The 22,540-nt window shown below is 44.9% G+C and carries 20 protein-coding genes; 9 read left to right on the plus strand and 11 right to left on the minus strand.

Translation table 11 applies throughout. From position 1 onward, the window contains the following. Nucleotides 1–92: 92 nt before the first annotated feature. From J7545_RS11575 to J7545_RS11595, 5 genes are all read left to right on the plus strand, one after another. Nucleotides 93–2,819, plus strand: coding sequence for an ATP-binding protein (locus J7545_RS11575; protein ID WP_318719584.1), 2,727 nt, complete (start codon nt 93–95; stop codon nt 2,817–2,819). A 77-nt stretch (nt 2,820–2,896) separates the two neighbouring features. Beyond that, complete coding sequence (locus tag J7545_RS11580) at nt 2,897–4,258, plus strand: sedoheptulose 7-phosphate cyclase (protein WP_318699207.1); 1,362 nt, start codon at nt 2,897–2,899, stop codon at nt 4,256–4,258. 13 nt (nt 4,259–4,271) lie between these two features. After that, nucleotides 4,272–5,114, plus strand: coding sequence for an O-methyltransferase (locus tag J7545_RS11585; RefSeq protein ID WP_318699208.1), 843 nt, complete (start codon nt 4,272–4,274; stop codon nt 5,112–5,114). Between the two features lie 7 nt (nt 5,115–5,121). Continuing rightward, a complete protein-coding gene (locus tag J7545_RS11590) occupies nt 5,122–6,486 on the plus strand; it encodes an ATP-grasp domain-containing protein (RefSeq protein WP_318699209.1) in 1,365 nt (454 codons plus the stop codon). A gap of 57 nt (nt 6,487–6,543) precedes the next feature. Next, complete coding sequence (locus tag J7545_RS11595) at nt 6,544–7,641, plus strand: hypothetical protein (RefSeq protein WP_318699210.1); 1,098 nt, start codon at nt 6,544–6,546, stop codon at nt 7,639–7,641. 71 nt (nt 7,642–7,712) lie between these two features. On the opposite strand, the gene J7545_RS11600 is transcribed toward J7545_RS11595, so the two are convergent. From J7545_RS11600 to J7545_RS11640, 9 genes are all read right to left on the minus strand, one after another. Continuing rightward, on the minus strand, nt 7,713–9,728 hold the full coding sequence (locus J7545_RS11600; RefSeq protein ID WP_318699211.1) for a mechanosensitive ion channel domain-containing protein: 2,016 nt from the start codon (nt 9,726–9,728) through the stop codon (nt 7,713–7,715). A gap of 183 nt (nt 9,729–9,911) precedes the next feature. After that, entirely contained in the window at nt 9,912–11,750 is a 1,839-nt protein-coding gene (locus J7545_RS11605) for a serine/threonine-protein kinase (RefSeq protein WP_318699212.1), read from the minus strand. Nucleotides 11,751–11,765: 15 nt separating this feature from the next. Continuing rightward, nucleotides 11,766–12,425, minus strand: coding sequence for a V4R domain-containing protein (locus J7545_RS11610; protein WP_318699213.1), 660 nt, complete (start codon nt 12,423–12,425; stop codon nt 11,766–11,768). A 54-nt stretch (nt 12,426–12,479) separates the two neighbouring features. Further along, entirely contained in the window at nt 12,480–12,947 is a 468-nt protein-coding gene (locus tag J7545_RS11615; RefSeq protein WP_318699214.1) for a hypothetical protein, read from the minus strand. Between the two features lie 27 nt (nt 12,948–12,974). Beyond that, nucleotides 12,975–13,331, minus strand: a complete 357-nt coding sequence (locus J7545_RS11620) for a hypothetical protein (RefSeq protein ID WP_318699215.1) — start codon at nt 13,329–13,331, stop codon at nt 12,975–12,977. Next, nucleotides 13,328–14,011, minus strand: coding sequence for a V4R domain-containing protein (locus J7545_RS11625; RefSeq protein WP_318699216.1), 684 nt, complete (start codon nt 14,009–14,011; stop codon nt 13,328–13,330). The genes J7545_RS11620 and J7545_RS11625 overlap by 4 nt, the downstream gene beginning before the upstream one ends. Before the next feature lie 141 nt (nt 14,012–14,152). Further along, a complete protein-coding gene (locus J7545_RS11630; protein WP_318699217.1) occupies nt 14,153–14,650 on the minus strand; it encodes a hypothetical protein in 498 nt (165 codons plus the stop codon). Between the two features lie 18 nt (nt 14,651–14,668). Next, a complete protein-coding gene (locus tag J7545_RS11635; RefSeq protein ID WP_318699218.1) occupies nt 14,669–15,151 on the minus strand; it encodes a 2Fe-2S iron-sulfur cluster-binding protein in 483 nt (160 codons plus the stop codon). A gap of 23 nt (nt 15,152–15,174) precedes the next feature. After that, nucleotides 15,175–15,993: a hypothetical protein gene (locus tag J7545_RS11640; protein WP_318699219.1), complete on the minus strand. Its 819-nt coding sequence runs from the start codon at nt 15,991–15,993 to the stop codon at nt 15,175–15,177. Between the two features lie 267 nt (nt 15,994–16,260). Between J7545_RS11640 and J7545_RS11645 the strand changes: the two genes are divergently transcribed. From J7545_RS11645 to J7545_RS11655, 3 genes are all read left to right on the plus strand, one after another. Further along, nucleotides 16,261–17,277 carry a LysR family transcriptional regulator gene (locus tag J7545_RS11645; RefSeq protein ID WP_318699220.1) on the plus strand — a complete coding sequence of 339 codons (1,017 nt, stop codon included), beginning with the start codon at nt 16,261–16,263 and terminating at the stop codon, nt 17,275–17,277. 43 nt (nt 17,278–17,320) lie between these two features. After that, nucleotides 17,321–18,706 (plus strand): serine/threonine-protein kinase, encoded by a 1,386-nt coding sequence (locus J7545_RS11650; protein ID WP_318699221.1) that lies wholly within the window; start codon nt 17,321–17,323, stop codon nt 18,704–18,706. An 83-nt stretch (nt 18,707–18,789) separates the two neighbouring features. After that, nucleotides 18,790–19,827 carry an agmatinase family protein gene (locus J7545_RS11655; RefSeq protein WP_318699222.1) on the plus strand — a complete coding sequence of 346 codons (1,038 nt, stop codon included), beginning with the start codon at nt 18,790–18,792 and terminating at the stop codon, nt 19,825–19,827. A gap of 54 nt (nt 19,828–19,881) precedes the next feature. Here J7545_RS11655 and J7545_RS11660 read toward each other — a convergent pair whose 3' ends face one another. Both J7545_RS11660 and J7545_RS11665 read right to left on the minus strand, forming a co-directional pair. Continuing rightward, on the minus strand, nt 19,882–20,280 hold the full coding sequence (locus J7545_RS11660) for a tetratricopeptide repeat protein (RefSeq protein WP_318699223.1): 399 nt from the start codon (nt 20,278–20,280) through the stop codon (nt 19,882–19,884). A gap of 194 nt (nt 20,281–20,474) precedes the next feature. Further along, nucleotides 20,475–21,986: an NAD(P)/FAD-dependent oxidoreductase gene (locus J7545_RS11665; protein ID WP_318699224.1), complete on the minus strand. Its 1,512-nt coding sequence runs from the start codon at nt 21,984–21,986 to the stop codon at nt 20,475–20,477. A 345-nt stretch (nt 21,987–22,331) separates the two neighbouring features. Between J7545_RS11665 and J7545_RS11670 the strand changes: the two genes are divergently transcribed. Beyond that, complete coding sequence (locus tag J7545_RS11670; protein ID WP_318699225.1) at nt 22,332–22,532, plus strand: hypothetical protein; 201 nt, start codon at nt 22,332–22,334, stop codon at nt 22,530–22,532. Nucleotides 22,533–22,540 lie beyond the last annotated feature (8 nt).

Genomic DNA, 22,540 nt, shown 5'->3' on the forward strand with positions numbered 1-22,540 from the left:
GGGAATGGGGAATGGGGAATAGGGAATGGGGAATAGGGAATAATGGAGGAGAATGTGCGCAGGGCCTTGCTATATATTGGGAGTAACCTCAAATGACTAAACTCTCCCCAGTTTCGAGTATCTCTAAGGTCGGCAAGTCTTTGAGAGCGTCGTGGAACGATAAAATTTACCATCTCAATATTAGTCAAAAGCTCAATATCAGCTTTGGCATTCTGGCAGCCCTTACCTTTTTAGTGGCTGGACGCAGCTACCTAGCGGGACTTTGGGTCACCCAAAAAATTCAACAAACTCAGAATATACGAGTTCCTTTGGCGATCGCCTCCGGGAATGCTCAAGAAAACCTGTTAGATATGCTGCTCAATGTTCGGGGGTATAACATCACGGGAGAATCGCGATTTCGGACTCAGTACGAACAATCGAGGCTGGCATTCGAGGCCAATCTTGCTCAATTGGAGATACTATTGGGCCAGGAGCCGATCGCCGATGACATCGATCGCCAATCCCTAGAGAAACTGCAAGCTGCCTACCAGCAATGGTCTACCCTACCGGATCGACTCTTTCTACTCAAAGATAGCCCCCGCGAGAATCAACCCGCTCTCAAGCACTTTATTGCCCAGGCAGAAGCTCCTGCTGAGAGACTCAGAGCAGAGATCGACCAGATTTCCAATTGGCAGGAAGATAATGCTTCATCGATCGCAGATTTGTCGTTGTTCAAGGAAATCTTGAGGTTTCAGGGGTCATTTGACGGCATGTTAGGGGAGCTAAAAGGATATATTGCTACCCAAAATATGTCCCTGCGACTAGAATATGCGAGCGCTCTCAAAAAAAATGATGCGGCTTGGGAAGCGCTCCAAGAGCAGAAGTCCCTATTGCCCGTAGAACAGCGTCAAGCCCTAGAGAAGGTAGAAGGGTTGCGATCGCAGTTTTTAGCAGAAACGGCTGCCCTCTTTGCCCTCGTGGAAGGAGAACGTTATCGCGAAGATATTTTCCTGTTTAAAACAGAAGCTGCACCAGTAACCCGCGAAATGGTGGCCCTATTAGAAGCGATTGTTACCCACCAACAGGAACAATTATCCCAAGATTTACAGGCAGGAAGTCAAAGTTTAAGTCAAGCCCAGTGGCAAGGACTACTAGCCGGTTTGATCGCTTTATCGATGGCTATTATTTTAGCGATTGCCCTACGACGACAAATTGCCCAACCCATTATTCGGTTAACTGACATAACCAACCGGGTGATGTCAGGCAATTTAGACCCTCAAGCAGTTGTAGAATCGGGCGATGAAGTTGGAACTCTAGCTCAAACGTTCAATAACATGACGGCCTCCTTGCAAGCATCTCGTGCAGAAATGCAATGTTATAATGAAGCCCTAGAAGAACGGGCGGAAGAACTCAAACGCTCAAAAGAACAAGCCGAAGTTGCCAACCAAGCCAAAAGTGATTTTTTGGCCAATATGAGTCACGAACTACGAACGCCTTTGAATGGTATTCTCGGTTATGCTCAAATTTTAGTCCGCTCTAAAGTCCTTGCAGATAAAGAGCGTCATGGAATACATATCATTTACCAATGTGGTTCCCATCTACTCACCCTAATCAATGATATTTTAGACCTCTCTAAAATTGAGGCACGCAAACTCGAACTGAATCCCAAAGCCGTACATTTACCGTCATTGCTGCAAAGTGTGGTGGAAATGTGCAAAATTAAAGCTCAACAAAAGGGGATTGAGTTTATCTATCAACCTAGCTCTAGCTTACCGGATGGCGTAGAAACGGATGAAAAACGCCTACGACAGGTCTTGATTAATTTGTTGGGTAATGCGATTAAATTTACTGATTCTGGTTCGGTAACCCTGGGAATCGAGGTTCTCGATCGCTCTGCAACCACTGCCTCCATTCTATTCAAGGCAATGGATACCGGATTCGGTATTGCCGAAGCCGATCGCATTAAGTTGTTTGAAGCGTTTGAACAGGTGGGCGATCGCCAAAAACAATCGGAAGGAACCGGTCTAGGACTAGCCATTAGCCAACGGATTGTACAACTGATGGGGGGCAAGATTCAAGTTAAAAGTCAACTGGGAGTCGGCAGTGAATTCTTCTTCACCACAGAACTCCCCATTGCTGAAGATTGGGTGCAGCAAGTCAAAGACGATCGCAGTCATAATATCATTGGATATGAAGGCGATCGTCGTACCATTCTGGCGATCGACGATCGTTGGGAAAACCTTGCTGTTGTGCGAAACCTGTTAGAATCTCTTGATTTCAAAGTCATTGAGGCAGAAAATGGTCAACAAGGATTAGAACAACTCCGTTCAATCCAACCCGATCTAGTGATTACCGATCTAGTCATGCCTGTAATGGATGGATTTGAATTTTTAAAGCAGGTTTCTTCATCTAAAGATCTCCAACAAACTCTCATCATTGTTTCATCCGCTTCTGTATCTGAACTCGATCGCCAACGTGCCCTAGATACCGGCGGGCATGACTTTTTGCCTAAACCCGTAGATGCCAAATTACTCTTTCAGTTACTCTCGGCTCATTTAAATTTAGAGTGGGTTTATCAAGACCCTCCTCCAGATTCATCTTCACCTCAAGGAGCCGATGGAGGCCAATCGGAGCGGGTAATTGTGCCGGATCGCGAAGTCTTAGAGCAATTGCTCGTTCTCGTACAAGATGGAGATATTCAAGCCATTACCGAAGTGGCAGAAGATCTGGTGGCCAGCGATCCGCCCTTAAGTGTTTTTACCCAAAAAATGTTGCAATTAGCCAACACTTTCCAGCTCAAACGCTTACAAACCTTCATCAGTCAGTTCCTTAACCAATAAGTTGACCCAATACCCCTTATCCAGTATGCTGATAACAAATGATTGTTTTTGTGTAGCATCTATACCAGCAGAAATACATGGTTTCACCATCTCTCTCAAATTCTGATCGCACAATAAGGGATCGCCTAAACCCTTCCTCATCTGACCATCAAGACTCCGACCTCCTTATTTGGCGACCGCACGATTCCAAATATCAAACCTCAGAATGGTATACCGGTTACGGTGAAATCGAGCAAGAAGGAGATCGGCGCTCATTTAAAGTGACAGCCACCTATACCCTGCAAGCAGAAGTCAAAATAGTCCAAGGGATTTTAGACCCCACCACCCCTATTTTGGCCAATCTTTATCGAGAACGGGGTCGCTGCATCAGCATTATTGATCGAACCATTGATGAACTTTATGGAGAAGCCCTACGCCACTATTTCCAAGTTCATGAAATCCCCTTAGAACTCAAAGTTTGTCGTGCTTGGGAATCGGATAAAACTCCCGAAATGGTTCATAAACTCCTGCATTTTTTAGGTAAAGAAGGCTGTGATGTTTCGCGCAACGAACCCGTTTTAGTCGTTGGCGGTGGAGTTCTCAGCGATGTTGCAGGATTAGCCTGCGCTTTGCAGCATCGGCGTACGCCCTATGTGATGATCGGGACTTCAATTGTGGCGGCCATTGATGCTGGCCCTTCTCCTCGCACTTGTGTGAATGGGGAGTTATTTAAAAATAGTATCGGCGTATATCATCCTCCAGTTTTAACCTTCGTAGACCGTAGCTTTTTCCGTACCTTACCCACCGGTCATATTCGCAATGGTATGGCGGAAATTATCAAGATGGCAGTAACCGACGATCGAGAATTATTTGAACTCTTGGAACAGTACGGGGTAGACCTGATTGAAACCCATTTTGCCATGGTCAATGGGAGTCCAGAGTTAGAGAAAATTGCTGATGAAGTCATTTATCGTGCCCTGTATGCATATATGAAGCATGAAGGGACGAATATGTTTGAAACCTATCAAGATCGTCCCCACGCCTACGGCCATACTTGGAGTCCCCGGTTTGAACCAGCAGCCAAATTAATGCACGGTCATGCAGTTACCATTGGCATGGCTTTTGGCGCAACTTTATCAGCCAAAATGGACTGGATCGGTGCTGGCGATCGCGATCGCATTATCAACCTCTGTCGCACCCTTGGTTTATCCGTCTATCATCCCATTGTTGAAGACACAGAACTCATGTTCGCAGGCCAGAAAAATATGCGCCGTAAGCGAGGCCAAGGCGGGCTTTGGGCCCCCTTACCCCAAGGCAGTATTGGCTCGTGTGATTATGCTCAAGAAGTGTCTCCAGAACTATTACAAAGTGCAATAACAGAGCATCAAGACATCTGTAGTCAGTTTCCCGATGGTGGTGCAGGGCAGGAAATGTATCTTAGCGATCTAGGATTAGAGTAAGGGAACAATTGTTATGAGTGAAAACCATCCAGAGGTTCAGAACCCTAGACCTGTAACTCCCCTAGGGATTTTAGTAGAACAGTTGGAAGCCATTTCCAAACAGGCAAAATCCACCAATATCCCGACAGAGCTAATCGATCAAATCGAACGAACGTATCAACTTGCGGCTGGACTTAATCCTTACATTGAAGCCAATACGACTCAAGAATCCCCCGCTTTAGCCACCCTTGCTCACAAAACCAGTCAAGAACCCTGGGAACTGCGATTTTCCGATGGCGAAACGGTACGTCAGTTAGAGCAAGAAATGCTTTCTGGACATCTGGAAGGCCAAACCCTAAAAATGTTTGTGTCCATGACGAATGCCAAGCATATCCTAGAGATTGGCATGTTTACCGGTTATTCTGCCCTAGCCATGGCTGAAGCCTTACCTGATGATGGACAAGTCATTGCCTGTGAAATTGACCCCTATGTAGCGGAATTTGCCCAAGCGTGTTTTAAGCAGTCTGCTGATGGAGACAAGATTTCGGTTAAGGTTGGACCAGCGTTGGACATTATGAAAGAATTAGCCGAAGTAGGAGAATCCTTTGATTTTGTGTTTATCGATGCCGATAAGGGTAAGTATATTCAGTATTTGCAGATGCTATTAGAGACATCTCTGTTAGCTGAAAATGGCTGGATCTTCGTCGATAACACCTTGTTGCAAGGGCAGCCTTATCTGAAACCGGAACAGCGTAGTGCCAATGGGGAGGCGATCGCCCAGTTTAATCGCTTTGTCACTGAAGACCCCAGAGTAGAGCAGGTGTTGCTTCCCTTGCGCGATGGTGTGACGATGATTCGCAGAAAGTCGAAACCATAAAATCAACATGCTCATCATATTATTTATCCAAAACCGTGCTTATGCTCTCTTTCAGAACTTAAGCACTTTCCTGTTACTTACCCTCCTCTTACCCTTCAATCTCTTAAAAATCTTACCAGCCTTACTCTGGAATATTCTCACTTCTATCCGAGCCAAACTGCCAGGAGATGAAAAGCCTAAGAATATCCTGATTACTGGGGCAAAAATGTCCAAATCCCTACAACTAGCTCGTAGCTTTAATGGGGCTGGACATCGCGTTTTCCTTTTAGAAACCCATAAATATTGGCTCTCAGGAAATCGTTTTTCCAATGCTATTAAAGATTTTTATACAGTTCCTAATTCTGAGAAAAACTGGGACGGTTATCAGCAAGCAGTATTAGAAATTGTCCAAAAAGAAAACATCAATTTATTTATCCCCGTATCAAGTGCCGCAGGCAGTTACGATGAATCGCGACTCAAAGCAATTCTATCCCCCTATTGTGAGGTCTTTCATTTTGATCTAGATATCACTGAGCTGCTAGACAACAAATTTACATTTATTGAAAAAGCCAAAAGTCTTGGTTTATCTGTTCCCAAGTCATTTTTAATGACTGACTCGAAGCAAATCCTGGATTTTGATTTTGTGCAAGATGGCAGTCGATATATCCTCAAAAGCATTCCCTATGACTCCGTACGCCGTTTGGACATGACCAAACTACCCATGAAGTCTGAGCAAGAAATGGAAGAGTTTGTCAAAGAGTTACCCATAACTGAAGATAAACCTTGGATTATGCAAGAATTTGTTCAAGGGAAAGAATATTGTACTCATAGCACAGTTAGAAAGGGGAAAATAAGACTGTATTGCTGTTGTGAATCCTCTGAATTCCAAGTCAACTACAATCATGTAGAAGAACCGGAAATTTATCAATGGGTGAAAACTTTTGTCAGAGCCTTAAATCTCACGGGTCAAATCTCCTTTGATTTTATTAAAACCGAAGATGGACAAGTGTATCCCATAGAATGCAATCCTAGAACCCATTCCGCTATTACCACCTTTCACGATCATCCCGGAGTCGCGGATGCCTATCTGAAAGATGTTGAAGATGAAACCAAAAGCCCAATTTTTCCCCTACCTGATAGTAAACCCACGTACTGGACATACCATGAATTGTGGCGACTGACTCAAATTAGATCGTTTGGGCAATTCAAGGCTTGGATTAAAAGGATGATTGAAGGTACAGATGGCATTTTTCAGCCTCATGACCCCCTACCTTTTTTGATGGTACATCATTGGCAAATTCCTCTGCTGATATTGCAGAATTTGAAAACAATGAAGGGTTGGGTACGAATCGATTTTAATATCGGCAAATTAGTTGAATTAGATGGTGATTGAAAACAAGAGTATCCCACTGAAAGATCTGAATTTTACTTTAGAAAAATAATATGTAATATGTCTCTAACTCAATCGTCTCAAAGTCTCTTAAAAGTCTTGCACCTAGCAGGTTCTCGCGTCTCAAATTTTTACTACGACTTATCGATGATTTACGCTAAAGAGGTCGTACAGCCTCCAGGAGTTAGCAGTTACTATGCAATTGTCAATCCAGATGGTTTTTGGCAGTTGGGAATGTCATTGGATTCCAGGTCAGAAAAGATATCACTTCAGGAGATGATGGCTCGACTCCCCCAGATCGATCTGGTAGTTCCCCATATGTTTTGTTTTCCTGGCATGACGAGCTTCCGGGCGTTTTTTGAGGATATTTTAGGTTTACCAATGGTGGGTTCTCCATGCTACTGTACCGCCCTAGCAACGAACAAAGCTCATACCAAAAGTGTGGTGTCTGCTGCTGGGGTTCGTGTGGCGAAGGGACAAGAGGTACGTCGAGGGGATAGGATAACCCTAGAAACGCCCTTAATTGTCAAACCGAACTCGGAAGATAACTCTTTAGGATTAACGTTGGTTTCCAGAGAAGATCGAATCTCTGAAGCTTTGGAAGTGGGCTTTGAGCATGATGAAGTCTTGTTAGTGGAAGAGTATATTCCTGGTAGGGAGTTGCGGGTAGGAGTTATTGAACACAAGGGAGAGTTATGGGTAGCGCCGACGATCGAGTATTTGGTCACTGAGAAGAACCCAGTTAGAATGGTACAGGATAAGTTAGAGCGTCGGTCTGATGGTACTCCCTATAGACAATCGAAAAATTCGCCAGTTAAACTGGTTTGTCCTGCGGATGTGACACCAGAATTATTTGAGAAGGTGGCTGATGCTGCGAAGAAAGCCCATATTGCTTTGGGGTGTCGTGACTACTCCCTGTATGATTTTCGGGTACATGCTCAAACCCATGAACCCTACTTGTTAGAGGCGGGTTTATTTTGGTCGTTTGGCAAAATTAGTGTGATTTCCCGGATGCTAGAGGCTGATGCCCAAAACATAGAAGAAGTCATCTTAGATCTATGGCACACAGCGGCTCAGCGAAATCCTGTGGCGCGTGGTTCAAGTATAGTACGACATACTAGGAGAACGGTTTTTCCTGACAGAAATTCAACAATCTAGTCAGATCGGCAAATGTCTCTCTATAGGGGATAGAGCGATCGCAATCTCCAAAAATGACAGAAGAGAGATATCTAATCATCAATCATCGCTGTATCACCATCGGGACTTTTTTCAACACCCCGTTCATCAGGGCGATCGCCCTCTAGGGTGGGTGGAGGAGTTAAATATTGGTCTTCATTTTCTAGGTTTTCATCGGCATAAAAGCGATAGAAGAGGAGGCTATCTTCAAAGCCATGTTCATCTAAAACATGATGAATAATGCCGAGGTTAACCATCATTTCTCCCATCATAATCGCTTCGGGACGGGTCGATTGTTCATGCTCCATTAACCAATCCACTGCTTCAGAACCCACAAAACAGTTAGAAAAAGCTTTTAAACCATAGCGGCGATCGCGAATCGATATGCCTTCGGGACCGCGCATTCGTTGAAGGATATCTTCCCAATTGTATTCTGGCTTAATTTTCGGGCGTTCTGGTGCAGGCACAGGTGACGGTTGCCAATCTTCTCGACCTTGTTGAGTTAACCAGGTATCCGTGACTTGTTCGAGTCCAGGTAGTTTAATATGTAAATCCCGTTGAGGAAAAGGAATTCCAATCCCATAGTGTTCTAAATATAGGGACATATAATGGAGTAAATGGGTTTTCACTTTCGGTTGTTTCAGAGGGTCTCGAATAAAGACCACAATCCGAAAGTTGAGGGCACTATCTCCAAATCCTCGAAATTGCGCTTTTGGTGGGGGATGGCGGAGAATTTCAGGATGGGGAATCTGAGCAACAGCGAGCAGGACATCATGGACGAGTTGCATGTCTGAACCATAAGCGACACCCACATAAACTTTGAGACGAGTTAAACCAGTACGATTCCAATTTTGTACTTCTCCTTCAATGAAGCGGGAGTTGGGAACCATAATGGTAATCCGGTCAATGGTGGTCATTTCGGTCACTCTAGGACCGATTCGTTGCACTAAACCTTGAAAGTCTCCCACTTGCACCAGTTCCCCGACTTGGATCGGTCGTTCAAAGATCATAATTAGACCGCTAATAAAGTCTTTGGCAATATTTTGCAAACCAAATCCAATCCCCACACCCAGGACACTGATCAGGATCGCGAGGGAACTAAAGTCTACACCGCTCAGGGTGAGAATGAGCAGAAAGCCGATGAAAAGGAGAGCATAGCGAATAAAGAACGCGATCGCCTGTTGAGAATGGCGATCTACTCCGACGAGGGGGACAATTTTTGTTTTGAGAACTTCAGTAAAAGAGTTGGTGATTAAGATTAAGGCGATCGCCATTACCCCAATTAACAGTAAATTATTCAGGGATAATGCTCGTTCACCAACGGTAAAAATTTGTGCTGAGAACAGATCCCGTAAGAAAACATAGGTGCGATATAACCAGCGACGACTGAGGGGAAATAGATGGGTTACATAGCAGATAACGATGAGCCAGGTTGATACTTGCAACAGGATCAGGACTAAAATTTTCCAGGAAGTTTTAATCAGCTCTGAATCCTGTTTCTTTTGCCGCTGTAAGCGTCGCTGAAGCCAAAACCAGAGACTTTGTAGGGCGATCGCCACAGCACTAGCCATCAGTGCCATTTTAATTGCCCAGGCTCTATAAATGGGCGTTCGTTCTCGGCGAGCGCGTTGCAGAGCTTGTTCAATCTCATTTTGCCAACGCTCGGCTTGTTCTAGGGACGGTTGCCCTGGCATCATATCCGATGCAGTCAGGGTGACGAGGTGGCGCTTATTAACTTGGAGACTAACTTGGCCGTTATTTTGGGCGATTTTGACTTCAGGTGGGGTATCCGTGGCGATCGCCCGATCCAGCTTTTCCTGTAATAACTGATTCACTCGGGTGGCTCTCTCCTCAGCGCTAAAGCGCCCAGAAGCTTCTACCTCAAATAATTCATAACCATCCAATACAATTGGAGCTTGAGTGGCTATTAGTGCTGTGGGTTGAGTTTGGGCCCATCCAGGTAAGGATAATCCCAAGCCAACCCACCCCAAGAAAAGTATCAACAGCAGTTGTGCGAAAATGCTTCTGCCTCTTGTCCTTAGATAGGCTTTACGGCCGAGTCGAGTCATCTTCAATACTCCTGACTGGTTACCCAACGGTCTGATTCAGTTTATCAAAAATTTTTGCTCAAACAGCTCGAGGACGATCTCCGCTTTCGCTAATACTATGAACCTATAATGTCTATTTTAGTTCGGTCCAGGTTCTATTCCCTATTCCCTATTCCCTATTCCCCATTCCCCATTCCCCATTCCCTAAAAAATGAAGTCAATATCAAATTGGCTTAAATCTACCCAATGAAGTTCTCCTTCATCCTGCACATTAGTGGCTACCAAGAGAACCGTTTTAGAAATCATGGCGATCGCCACTGGGGAAGGGGGTCCTAAAATCCGGCCAACCACTTGGCCATACTCATCTAATAAGATTAAATGACCGCGACCGTCAGCCATAACATAGCCCCAAGAGGCGATCGCGACACATACCGGTAACTGTACTTTAATCGGAATCGGTCGCATCCGAAAAGGCTTCAAATCCATCAACAGCGGCCCATGGGTATCCCACTTAGGAATCACCAAAACTCGATAAGAAATAGCACTGGGAATAATCCGATCGACTTCTAAGGAAAGTTTCCAGTGTCCGAGAAAATTTCCCCGACGAGTAAAGACTTCGATTGCCGTTTTTCCCTGTTCCACTCGCCAAAATATTCCATGATGATCGTCAAGAATTTGGACTTGATGGACTGCCTCTCTAACGGGGACTTGAGGACGAGAGAACCAAGAGTGATGATGAGCAGTTGAATCGAGGTTTTGTTCCGAGCGATGCCAAACCCATAAGTGATTGTCCTCAGTTACTGCCGCGATCCATTGGCTGTGAGGATGGACATCTGCCTTAAAGGGAATGCGAAGATGGGCGATTAACTCAGCGGAAAGGACGGGAACTTTCGATAAATCAGGGTTTAAGTGATAAATACATTGGTCAGTCAATGCAACACAACCTTGAGAGGTTACTTTTAATTCACGAATATCTTCCGGTAAACAGGCTTGAGCGACTTTAGCTAAGGTCTCAAACTGATTAGCCTCTTCCTGATAGCGTTGATAGTGAATCGAGTCTGAGATTGCCCAATAAATACAGGTGTGAGAACCACAAGGGGAATGGTTATCGTTGGTCTGTGAATGTATAGAAACGGCTAAAGCAGCGATCGCTCCTGGCAGGGCATGGGTAATAATGGGTTCATCGGTGAGGGAACGACTTGGTGGATAAGGGAGGACACTGATTGGAGTAGCGGATAAGGATAAATCAATTAACTCGGAAAGGCGATCGAGGTCACTGAGCATTTGCCTCGCGCTTTTATAACGCCGAGCAGGTAATTTTTCTAAGGCTTTGAGAATGATTTTTTGCAAAGGTAGAGGCACCTGGTCTGGAACGACGACCCGTTGATTGAGATGATAGTTCATCAACTGTTGGGGTTGTCCAGAAAAGGGGCGATTCCCCACCACTAACTCATAAAGAATCACCCCTAGAGCATAAATATCTGACTGAAGAGAATATTGCCCATAGAAGCGCTCTGGAGCCATATAAGCCGGCGATCCTGTATTATCTGAACCGGCTTTACTTTCCTGCATTAACCGAGCAATACCGAAATCCGATATGCGAGCGATCCAACCCCTTGATTTGAGTGTTAATAAAATATTTTCTGGCTTCAAATCCCGGTGGATAATCCCTTTACTATTCGCATGTTCCATCCCTTGCAATACATCTTTCATAAATTGGATCGACATCCCCAAAGGCAGTTTTCCCTGGCGATCCATCCAATTTCGTAACGTTCCTCCCTCACAATAATCCATGATCAAATAGCGCCCTTCTCGAGAATGTTCTAGGGCGCGACACGTGACAATATTCGGATGGGAAAGTTGCAATAAAAACCTCAATTCTCGCAAAAACTGATGCGTTGGAAAACGATGTTGATCTAAATCTTTTAGGGCAACTAATTTTCCCGTTTTGCGATGACACCCACAAAACACACGCCCAAACTGTCCTTGGCCAATCAATCCTAAAATCAGATATTTACTTTTGGGACGTTTGGGCACAGTCATAGGCAGATCGTTCGTTTACATTTGGATTAAGTCATTCATAATATCTACATGAGCTGTTCCCTGTTCGATCGGTTCTTCAATTTTTCTTAAGCGTTCCTCTAAGCCGACAATAAAGTGGTTACATTCTGCACCCAAAGATTCACAAGAAGTTTGGACACAATGTAAGTCTTTCCCACTCAATTGACTAAAGAATGCACTAAACACTCCCGCGTCCAGGAAACAAACGGGAACACCAAGATTGGGCCCCTGGGTTGCGAAGGGAGCATTCCAAGTTTTGACAACTAAAAAACCTTGAGCAATATAACTTTGATCGAGATCAATTTTTCCCCATCCGTGAGTTTTCCAACATTCTTTAAACGATTGCAAAAAGTCTAACATACTCATATCTGCTAACGGTTTTTCGTAGTATTCCGATACTTCTTCAGCAAACCGAGCATAAAAATTTTTTCCCCACCAGCGACCGCAGTTATACAAGACTAATTTTGAAGCTTGTCCCGTTTCTTTATCTAAACCAGAATAGATAGCTTTGATTAAGGGTTCGGGCATCGCTAAGAGGCGATCGCCCCGGCGATTTTCTAACAATCCTAATTCTAAATCACTTCGCACATAAACATCTGTCGCAAAGTAATTACTAGGGATACGGTTATTAGTGACTAAATCAGAAACAGAAATCATGGTTAATTCTCGCAATAGGCTCCTGAACGATAAACTAATTTGTTAATTAATCTTTTAGCTCTCACTCTTGAGTAATTGGGTTTGGGCTAAAATCAACGGAGATTTTATTAATTTAATTTGCTCTGGTTTTAAGCTTTTCATTAATTGTTGATTGAGCAATTTGTATAAGGCTTTATCGAAGTCTTGAGTTTCATACATGGCCATACTTTGCGAGAGCCAATCCACAAATCTATCTTGAACCAATTTATCATTATTAATCAACATGGACATGGCGCAATATCGTAACATGAGCATGGCATTTTTAATCGATCGCTCCATATCTTCAACGGATGTATTGGGAAAATACTGAGGGAGCTGATCGGCAACGGCTTGCATAATTTCTACTTCTTTTTCTCTAATTTGACTATAGGTTTCTAGCCGTTGGGGTAAGGACTCAACATACTCGGTTAAACCTTTGAGTTCTTCAGGTTTCAGATAGCGATTTTCTGCTTCTGCAAAAAGGGTTTCTAGATCGGTGTTCATAGTCACTAGATACGAATGGGTAAAGGTTTAAAATAAACTTGAAAAGTCTTCTAACGTCACATCATCTTCGTCTTGAGTGGATGTGGAATCTACATCTAGAGGAAGAGGCTCACTCGGAGCGATCGCTCCTTGACCCTCCCAATCAATACAAGTAAAGAACTGGCTAACCGTCAAGGTTAAGGATAAATGTTTGCTCGACTCTTTTCCTTCTAAACTGGCTTGCTTACTCGCTTGTTTAAATTGCTGGATCGGTTCAGGATCGTGTTCCCAGTTAATCTGGCCAAAAAAGTCACGGACTGAGACTCGACTCCAGGTTTTGGGAATCTCTTGGCCCTTTGTGGCCTTGGGTTTCGATGGGGTTTGAGAACGGGTACGGGGACTCATGTTAACCGCTCCCCTGAACGCAACCGTTTTTCAATATCACGAGCGGTTGCTCCTTCATTGAGCCAGAATGAGGCTGCATCAATGCGATCTTTGCCACCCAGGAGAAATTTACAATAGGTTTCACCCATGGAATAGCATTGAATTTCAATGCAACTGAGTTGTTTTTTGACTAATTCGGTAAAAAAGCCAGCAAATAGACCGGCATAGATATGACAGACGGGTTTACCGACATCGCCAAGGGTTCGTGCTACGGCAGAATCAAACAAGTTAATAAACATAAAGCCTTGTCTGCGATCGCCCATATCCACTTCCCAGCGCCCCCATCCTTGGGAAGTAAAGGGCCACCACCAGGTTTCTAACAGAAACATTAAATTGGCTTGTCGGATGCTGCGATCGAACTCTTTTTCAAACCATTTTTCAAAGAAAAAAGCATCCTTTTGCCCCCACTCTACACCGATGGTATACATGATGGCAGCAGAAGCATCTCCAACTTCTTCTTCGAGACCTTCAACTAACCCAATAATAAAATCTTCACTGGTGAGGACATTTTGGGCACCATTCCAGTCTACGACGGTTCCGCGCTCTGGATCGAATTGAAAAAAATCCTGGAAGCCGTAGTGGTTGTGCTTTTTGGGATGTTTGCTATTGAGTAAATGTTGAGTTTTAGTTGCGTTTGCCATAAGCGTTCAGATCGGTGAGTGGGGTTGGCCCTCTGACTAGAGAAGCGTTGACCTGGATGGGTTCATCTCTCCGATTTTCATTGTATCGGCTGGTGACGAATCCACGGCAAAGTTGTAATGAAAGTCAAGCAAATTTTGCCCTTACAAGGGAAATTCTTCAGTGGGAGAGGCTTGAGAGAGGATTTGGCGGTTATATTCGAGGATGGGACGCAGGAGAGCTGCTTCCTCGGGAGTTAAGAGAGATTCGACAACTTTTTGCATGATCGAGTAGGTTACCTTACAGCTATTTTGAGCATCAAAGGCTCTCATAATGGTTTGAAACCATAAGAGGAGGCGATCGCGTAATCTGTCTCGATCGTCGATCAATAGGGCTAGGGCTGAGTGACGTAGGATACGAAGGGTATCTTGTTTCCATTTAGCGCTCAAGTCTTTATTACCGCGCTGGAGCAAGTGGGGGGCCCGAGCGCGAATTTGCGATTGAACTTGCTGGACAATCAGAGCTTCTGATGTACGAATCTTGTTATAGGTGGTTAAGCGCAAGGGAAATGATTGGATATAATCCTGGAAAAATTGCAATTCTTCATCTGTGGCATAGCGGCCATCACTTTCTCGATATAGGTGTTGAGTTTGGGTCAGCATAAGCTTTTGGATACTCTTCTAAGCATCTTTTGTTTGTGTTAAATAGGCTCCTATTTCAAATTTTGTATCTTCGAGTTGTTTGAGGGTGGAGCGGGTGACGAGTTTCCCCGCTTCGACTAACACTTCCCCAGTTACCGGATGGAGCATAGCTTGATCGGCTCGTCTGCCAATGAGAGCTTCAATATCTTGTAGCGATCTCACGTACATCCCTGGAGGTAATTCTACCACCACTCCATCCATCAGTACCCGTGACTGACAGGCCAGGCGAGAATTGGGTTTACAGGAGGTGATCACCTCTAAGGTGCGCTGTTCCCTGCGATTCATGGGAGTGAGGAAGTCCATCCCATCTTTAATGTACACATGACAGGTGGCACACATGCCTCGGCCACCACATTCTTTGAGGACATCTAAATCTTTATCGATCAAAACCGATAACAGATTGCCGTTAGTTTCTACTTCAGTCTCTTGGGCGATCGGTTCAAGTCTGACAATTTTTACCATAATTTTTGCTTCTCTCAGGGTTCTTAGGGTAAGAGTAACTGTTTATATTCAGGTTTGAGGGATTTTTCCACTAAGGCAGGAAAATCCCGGATCACTTTGATGCACCGACTAATAAAGGCGGCCACCCAAGACTGAATCGAGGCTAACTGTTCTGGGGTTACTGTTTGGGTAAGGGCTGTAGAACGGGTAAACGTCAATTCAGCAGTGCGGCTGATTTCAAAGCTCTGTAACCATTCCACATCTGGACGGGTGGATTTCCAATAATTGGTAATCACTGCTTTACCTAAATACTGGGTGGTATAAAGACTCAGTTGGTTGAGGGCTTCAAGCAATTCTTTTAGGGTAACCTGGGACGTGGCTTCTGGAACAGGAGTGGTCTTAGGAACCGTAGGTTGAGACTTGAAAGGGACACGAATAGGGGAGGGACTGGGAGTCGGAGCATCTTGCCAGTAGGCTTGGTTGGAGAGGGTTAAACTGCCAGCAAGGAGTCGGAAGGTGGCGATCGCCGTTGCCGTATCTGCAATCAATTCAGTTTTCAGTTCATGGAGCGCTTCAGCATAATTGCTATAGACCAAATCCAGGGTCGTCAGCACTAACAAAATCACGCCTTCAGGGAGCTTATAAATAAACACCTGATTTTGGGCAAATTGAAATTCAAAGGACTCAAACCCTTCTGGGGTGGTTTCGACCACCTGTCGCAAACCTTGGGCTAGGGCTTCTTTTTGCTGGAAGTTGAGGGTACTATCCACGCCACAAAAATAGGGGCGCGATCGCCGATCGATTAGGGCGACTCCCGCAATTCCTGGTAAATTCAGAAAATCCTCAACTACCTCCCGTTCCATAAGTAGATGCTTATCTGTTGTCTCCTGATGATGGGGTCATTAGTCTTCAATCTATTTATTTTGGGGCACTTTCATGTCACAACAGTAGGGGGGAGAGGTTTTGAGTCAAGATGGTTCAAGTTGTAGACACCAAGGGTATAGGTTTGCTATGGGTCAATTATCAGTTCGGTCTCAATTTTACCCAATTTTATTTTCTCATGTTCCCAAGGGTCTGTCTTGTTTTCCGTCTACTGAACTCTCCAATATCCCATTTTAGGTTGATCACTCATGTCTGACCTTCCATTCACGTTGGATCAATTACGCATTCTCAAGGCGATCGCCATTGAAGGAAGCTTTAAACGAGCCGCTGACAGTCTCTATGTCTCTCAACCGGCTGTGAGTCTCCAAGTCCAGAACTTAGAGAAACAATTAGATGTTCCCCTATTCGATCGAGGTGGAAGACGGGCCCAACTCACAGAAGCGGGTCATCTCCTCCTTCAGTATGGTGAAAAGATTCTTTCGCTCTGTCAAGAAACCTGTCGGGCGATCGAAGATTTGCAAAATCTGCAAGGGGGGACTCTGATTGTTGGAGCCTCTCAAACCACAGGAACCTATCTGTTACCTCGGATGATTGGCGCATTTCGGCAAAAATACCCAGATGTGGCCGTGCAACTGCATGTTCATTCGACCCGCCGAACCTGTTGGAGTGTTTCTAATGGCCAAATTGATTTGGCTATTATTGGCGGTGAAGTGCCCAGCGAACTCCAAGAAACCTTAGAAATCTCTTCCTATGCTGAAGACGAATTGGCCCTGATTTTAGCCCCTTCCCATCCCCTGGCAGCCCAAAGGACGATTCACAAAGAAGACCTGTATGAACTCCAGTTTATTGCTCTAGATTCCCAATCGACAATTCGTAAGGTAATTGACCAGGTTTTAACGCGCTGTGGGATTGAAACGAACCGCCTAAAGGTGGAAATGGAACTCAATTCAATTGAAGCGATTAAAAATGCGGTACAAGCTAATTTAGGTGCAGCTTTTGTTTCCATCTCAGCGATTGAAAAAGAATTGCAAATTAATTTGCTTCATCGTGCTTATGTTGAAGGGGTTTCTATCCAGCGTACTCTGTCCGTGATTGTCAATCCCAATCGTTATCGCTCTAAGGCGGCAGAAGCGTTTCGGACTCAAATCCTACCGGCTTTCACAACCCAAGGTAAAGTAGGGTTAACTCCCCCCACGGATATCGGGATCGATCTCAATGCTGCTGCTCAAGGGTCGGATCGAGAATCGTCTGTATCCTTGGATTAACTGGGGTCTATGATTGGAGTGATCGAGGTTTGCCGTCTGGCCTATGGATATTCATTGCACGCGCCCAAAATGTCAGCGTCCTATCAACCCGGTTCCTGAACTTGACAGTCCGGAACACTTGAAAACGACTTCCCAGAAATTTTGTACTTGCTGTGGAATGCCTTTAATTTTGGCTGGCCGGTATTTACCCCAACGGTTATTGGGTCAAGGGGGGTTTGGTGCGGCTTATTTGGCGGTGGATCGCTATACGCCGACTCTGCGCTCTTGCGTGGTTAAACAGTTTCAACCAGCAGGTCAGTTGTCCGAGCAACAATTGGCGATCGCCCAACAACATTTTGAGCAGGAGGCTTTAGTGCTGGAGGAATTGGGTAATGAACATCCTCAAATTCCTCGGCTTTATGCATTTTTCCCGCTCTTGGTTCCGTCATCAACTCAAGGGGAAGAGAGCCAATTTTTTTATCTCGTTCAAGAATGGATTGATGGTCAAAATTTAGAGGAAGAGTTGGAGTATACTGGGCCGTTTTCAGAACAGGATATTCTGACTCTGTTGCGCCAAATTTTGCCCGTATTACAATTTATTCACGACCGCCATACTATTCACCGAGATATTAAACCGTCTAATATTATGCGGGATAAAAAGGGGCGATTGGTATTGCTCGATTTTGGTGCAGTGAAGCAAATTAGTCAAGGGTCAGGAGGTCGATCTACAGAAATCTATTCCCAAGGGTTTGCGCCTCCGGAACAAATGGCGGGAGGTCAGGTTTATCCGTCTACGGATTTGTATGCTCTGGCGGTGACTTGCTTAATTTTATTAACCCAAAAGGAGTCTCAGGATTTATATGATTCTTATAATAATCGTTGGAACTGGCGATCGGAAATTGAGTTATCAGAACCTTTAGCCTCCGCTTTAGATAAAATGCTGGCCCTATCTCCTTATCAACGGTTTGGTAGTGCCAATGAGGTCTTAGCTTTCTTGCGTTCCCAGTCTATTCAATCAATGAGTCCCTCGACTACCCTCCAGTCTCCGGCCGCTTCTGGTAAACTGGCTTCTGCTGCGACTCCAGCTCAACCATTGGTGAAGACTCTCGTTTTTTCTACTCCAGAATTGTTGAGTATTTCGGTATTTACAGGGTTTGAATCGGTGGTTTTAGCATTAGGTTTAACCAATCTACTGGGAGTCAATGGGATCAGTATGGGGATTTGGGGGGCGGCGATGGGGGGCTTGGTTTATGCTCAATTTCGCCGGTGGATTGAACGGATGGATTTAGTGATTCTGGCGGTGATTTCTTGGGGGATTTTATTATTTGTTCCCCCAGTGCGAGGAACTCATGCCTTAGATGTGATTTTAATTATTCCGGTTTGTGTGGGGGCGGGTTTAGGGTTGATTATGTCTGTTTTTCGATTGATTTCTCAGAAGTTAGTACGATAGAGCATAGAGAGATAATTGGCTCTAAGTCCCTTGTTTAGCGCAACATCATATAGGAATTTAGTATAAGGAGGTTGTCTACAGTAGTGACTCAAGAACATTGCGATCCGAATGGAATTAGTGTCCCGAATGGTTGTTTTTTTGGTTTACCCTATTCGGTTGAGGAGGCGAAACTGGTGTTTTTGCCGGTTCCTTGGGATGTGACGACTTCCTATGGAGAAGGAGCTGCTCAGGGACCACAAGCGATTTTAGAGGCTTCAGTACAGTTGGATTGGTATGATTTTGATGTGCCTAATGCTTGGAAAGTTCCGTTGGCGACTCTAGGGATTGATGGAGAAATTTTAGCCGAAAATAGTCGGATGAGGGCGATCGCCAAGCAAATTATTGCCCATCTGGAAAAAGGTGGAGCAGTGGACGATCCGGCGATCGCTTCATCTTTAGCAAAGGTCAATCAAGCTTGTGCGGATGTTAATGCATGGGTTTATACTCAAAGTAAGAATTATCTGGAGCAAGGGAAGTTCGTCGCCATTGTCGGAGGCGATCATAGTGTACCCCTGGGATTGATGCAAGCCCTGGGTCAGCAATACGAAAATTATGGCATTTTGCAGATTGATGCTCATGCCGATCTGCGTACAGCCTATGAGGGATTTACTTATTCCCATGCGTCAATTATGGATAATGCCCTCAAAATTCCCCAGATAAGTCGCTTGGTTCAGGTGGGAATTCGGGATGTTTGTGAGGCAGAAATAGACAGGGTAAAGGGCGATCGACGCATCGTTATGTTTGATGATTGGCAACTTAAACACAACACCTATGAAGGGATAAATTGGGCGACCCAATGTCAGGAAATTATCTCTCATTTACCCGATCGGGTTTATATTAGCTTTGATATTGACGGCTTGAAACCCTCCTATTGTCCCCATACCGGTACGCCTGTACCTGGAGGATTAGAGTTTAATGAGAGCCTATATTTGATGCGATCGCTCGTTCAAGCCGGTAAAACAATCATTGGGTTTGATATCTGCGAAGTTGCTCCAGGTGAACCAGCGGACCAGTGGGATGGTAATGTGGGAGCCAGAATCCTCTATAAATTAGCCTGTTTGACTGAATTAATGAAGAATTAAATAATTCTGGTTAAAAGCGTTTCTTTACAAGGGTGATATCAATTCAGAGAGAATTTATGAAAAAATAGAGATTTGATCGCCCCAAATGTCTAAGAATTGATGCATTTTTTGGCGCATCCAAGTTAAGGGGTTATTGGCTTGTTGGCCTAGAGCTTTGTTATAACTTTGATAAGCTTGATTGTATTGTTGCAAATGGTGTAGACACACGCCCCGAAACAGGTGTAGGGTTGAATCCTGAGGATTGAGGTTGAGAGCTTCTTCAAAACTCCACAGGGCTTTTTGATAGTGGTGGAGATGGGTGCAAGCGCACCCTCGCTGAATCCAAAGGTCGATGTTTTGTGGATCGAAAATGAGGGCACGGTCAAAATGGGCGATCGCCTCTACATAGTTCCCTTCTTCCACACAGCGCTCGGCTTTTTGGGTATAGTTTTGGCTCATTAACATTCTGGTCATTACTGTATTACCTCGTTTTTTATACCGATTTTCACATATATATTAAGATCCACTATTGAGCGCGACAATTTCATAGACTATATACGCTCGTGCCTATCACTATCTTACGAGAGAAGAAAAATGGGGATAAGGGTATCACCCCCCAAACGGATAGGATAAGTATAGAAATATTATTTATGAGAAAAAACGTAAATTTATTGGTACTTCTTGAGAAATTCAAGAACGATTGGGGCAGGAACCAGGGTATTCGCGCATAAAATCCCGGAAGCGGCAACAGCCGGAACCCCAATACCCGGTAAAGTGCTATCACCAACCCGATATAATCCCGGAATTGGGGTATGGCAACTGGGCCAGGTTCCTTGACCCGGGGCGATCGCCGGCCCGTAGGTTCCCCGATCGCGACGTAGATAATGGGAGTGGGTGAGAGGAGTGCCCACTAGCTCTAAGACAATGCGCTCTCGAATATCCGGAATCACTCGCTCTACAGCCCGATAAAGAGGTTGAGATTTGAGGGATTTGCGATCCTGATACTCGCCATCTCGACTCCATCCGGCAAAGGATTCTAAGGTATAGGCATGAAGACAATGATAACCTTCAGGAGCCAGACTTTTATCCCATACGGAGGGAATAGAAATCATACAAGTATTACCAGGGCTGGTAATATCCACATCGTCAGAATGGACGACTACATGATGGCCCGTTAACTCCTCTAAGCCATCGGCACGAATCCCTAAATGCAGGTGCATAAAGCTTTCTACCGCAGGGGTAGATAACTGTTCTTGGCGGTAGGTCTTGGGTAGATCTTCAGGGTCTAAGAGGTGAGTGTAAGTATCCCAAAGAGTAGCATTAGAAATCACAATGGGAGCCGTTACCCTTTCGTTGCGTCGTAGCTGTACCCCTGCCACTCGTCCTTGCTCGATCGCAATTTTCTCGACATGGGCCCCGAGTTTCAATTGGCCACCCCACCGGGTTAATCCCCTCACTAGAGCGTCGATAATAGCTTCACTACCGCCTAGGGGATAGTCTACAACGGAGCGATCGCGCTCCCCTAACATAAAGGCGACTTCTGGGGCTACCGTTCCGTCAGCTTTGAGACCAGAGAGTAAAAAGCATTCGAGATCGATCAACCGTCTCACCCAAGGGTCTTGAACTGTGGAATTTAAGATCTGGCCAACTGAACCGTTAATGATACCTAAATGGGGCAGTAGTTTCCACAAAGCGGGTAAATAGCGCGTGGCCAAAATGGGGAGCAGTTGCCAGTCCGAGCGCAGAGCAATGGTGGGAATCTGGCGAAGAGCTTCGTAGAGTTCCAACAGCGGTCGTTGAAAGGCGATCAGTTCCTTGGCTCCTTGGGAGGTAATTTGGGCTAAGGCTTCTTGGTAGCGATCTCTCTGGCAATAAATCGGTAAGGTAGCATCCGGAAAATGGTAATGTCCCAAGGGGTCATAGGCGATCGCCTCCACCCGTTCCCCCAAAATCTTCAAGACTTGGCCCAGGGGATTGAGGGAATGGCGATCTCCCAATCCACAATAAAAAGACGGCCCCGTATCAAACCGAAACCCTTGACGGACAAGGCCATGGGCGGCTCCTCCAGGAATCCCATGGCTCTCACAAATAATGACCCGTTTGCCATAGTAAGAGAGCAACGCCCCCGCCACTAATCCCCCAATTCCACTACCAATGACCACCACATCCGCGTCTGACATTATTCCATCCTTAGAGTTCAGTTGTTCCAGAAAAGGGTAACCCCGGGTTTCTCCTATTGCCTATCTATTGCCTCTATCCTTGCATACTTCACATTTACACTATGCAAATTCTCGGAAAATATCAGAAAAAAGTTGCCCTAGATACATAAGTAAACTATAATAGGAAAGATAAGTTTTAATCGCTCTTTAAGTTCAGTTAGCCATTGCCTAAACTCCCTTAAAGAACGGTTAAAAAAATACGGTTATTTCCCTAAAACTAGGGTTCTAATCAACACAGAAAAGCTCAATCAATACCTGAGCAATTCAAACTTCACTCCTATTTTAGAGTTTCAAGAGGCAACAGCGATGAATTTGCGTTATCGCGGCATACAATATCAGCGTACTCTACCTTCTGTAAAGGCTCCTGAAGAAGGTAATCTACCCGAGTCGATCATTCCCCCATCTCCTTTATCCTCTTCCCTGGATTTACAAACCCTACAGCTCTACAAGACGCTCATTGTCTTGATTGTAGCTCTGATGGCAGGGGTGGCATCATTAGTGACTTAAACTAGCGA

It is taken from the genome of Roseofilum sp. SBFL (genome assembly GCF_017746885.1).
Lineage (GTDB): Bacteria > Cyanobacteriota > Cyanobacteriia > Cyanobacteriales > Desertifilaceae > Roseofilum.

Bases quoted from the DNA above. Each gene is read 5' to 3' on its own strand.
- J7545_RS11575 (WP_318719584.1), top strand. From the start codon at position 93: ATGACTAAACTCTCCCCAGTTTCGAGTATCTCTAAGGTCGGCAAGTCT.
- J7545_RS11580 (WP_318699207.1), top strand. From the start codon at position 2,897: ATGGTTTCACCATCTCTCTCAAATTCTGATCGCACAATAAGGGATCGC.
- J7545_RS11585 (WP_318699208.1), top strand. From the start codon at position 4,272: ATGAGTGAAAACCATCCAGAGGTTCAGAACCCTAGACCTGTAACTCCC.
- J7545_RS11590 (WP_318699209.1), top strand. From the start codon at position 5,122: ATGCTCATCATATTATTTATCCAAAACCGTGCTTATGCTCTCTTTCAG.
- J7545_RS11595 (WP_318699210.1), top strand. From the start codon at position 6,544: ATGTCTCTAACTCAATCGTCTCAAAGTCTCTTAAAAGTCTTGCACCTA.
- J7545_RS11600 (WP_318699211.1), bottom strand. From the start codon at position 9,728: ATGACTCGACTCGGCCGTAAAGCCTATCTAAGGACAAGAGGCAGAAGC.
- J7545_RS11605 (WP_318699212.1), bottom strand. From the start codon at position 11,750: ATGACTGTGCCCAAACGTCCCAAAAGTAAATATCTGATTTTAGGATTG.
- J7545_RS11610 (WP_318699213.1), bottom strand. From the start codon at position 12,425: ATGATTTCTGTTTCTGATTTAGTCACTAATAACCGTATCCCTAGTAAT.
- J7545_RS11615 (WP_318699214.1), bottom strand. From the start codon at position 12,947: ATGAACACCGATCTAGAAACCCTTTTTGCAGAAGCAGAAAATCGCTAT.
- J7545_RS11620 (WP_318699215.1), bottom strand. From the start codon at position 13,331: ATGAGTCCCCGTACCCGTTCTCAAACCCCATCGAAACCCAAGGCCACA.
- J7545_RS11625 (WP_318699216.1), bottom strand. From the start codon at position 14,011: ATGGCAAACGCAACTAAAACTCAACATTTACTCAATAGCAAACATCCC.
- J7545_RS11630 (WP_318699217.1), bottom strand. From the start codon at position 14,650: ATGCTGACCCAAACTCAACACCTATATCGAGAAAGTGATGGCCGCTAT.
- J7545_RS11635 (WP_318699218.1), bottom strand. From the start codon at position 15,151: ATGGTAAAAATTGTCAGACTTGAACCGATCGCCCAAGAGACTGAAGTA.
- J7545_RS11640 (WP_318699219.1), bottom strand. From the start codon at position 15,993: ATGGAACGGGAGGTAGTTGAGGATTTTCTGAATTTACCAGGAATTGCG.
- J7545_RS11645 (WP_318699220.1), top strand. From the start codon at position 16,261: ATGTCTGACCTTCCATTCACGTTGGATCAATTACGCATTCTCAAGGCG.
- J7545_RS11650 (WP_318699221.1), top strand. From the start codon at position 17,321: ATGGATATTCATTGCACGCGCCCAAAATGTCAGCGTCCTATCAACCCG.
- J7545_RS11660 (WP_318699223.1), bottom strand. From the start codon at position 20,280: ATGACCAGAATGTTAATGAGCCAAAACTATACCCAAAAAGCCGAGCGC.
- J7545_RS11665 (WP_318699224.1), bottom strand. From the start codon at position 21,986: ATGTCAGACGCGGATGTGGTGGTCATTGGTAGTGGAATTGGGGGATTA.
- J7545_RS11670 (WP_318699225.1), top strand. From the start codon at position 22,332: ATGAATTTGCGTTATCGCGGCATACAATATCAGCGTACTCTACCTTCT.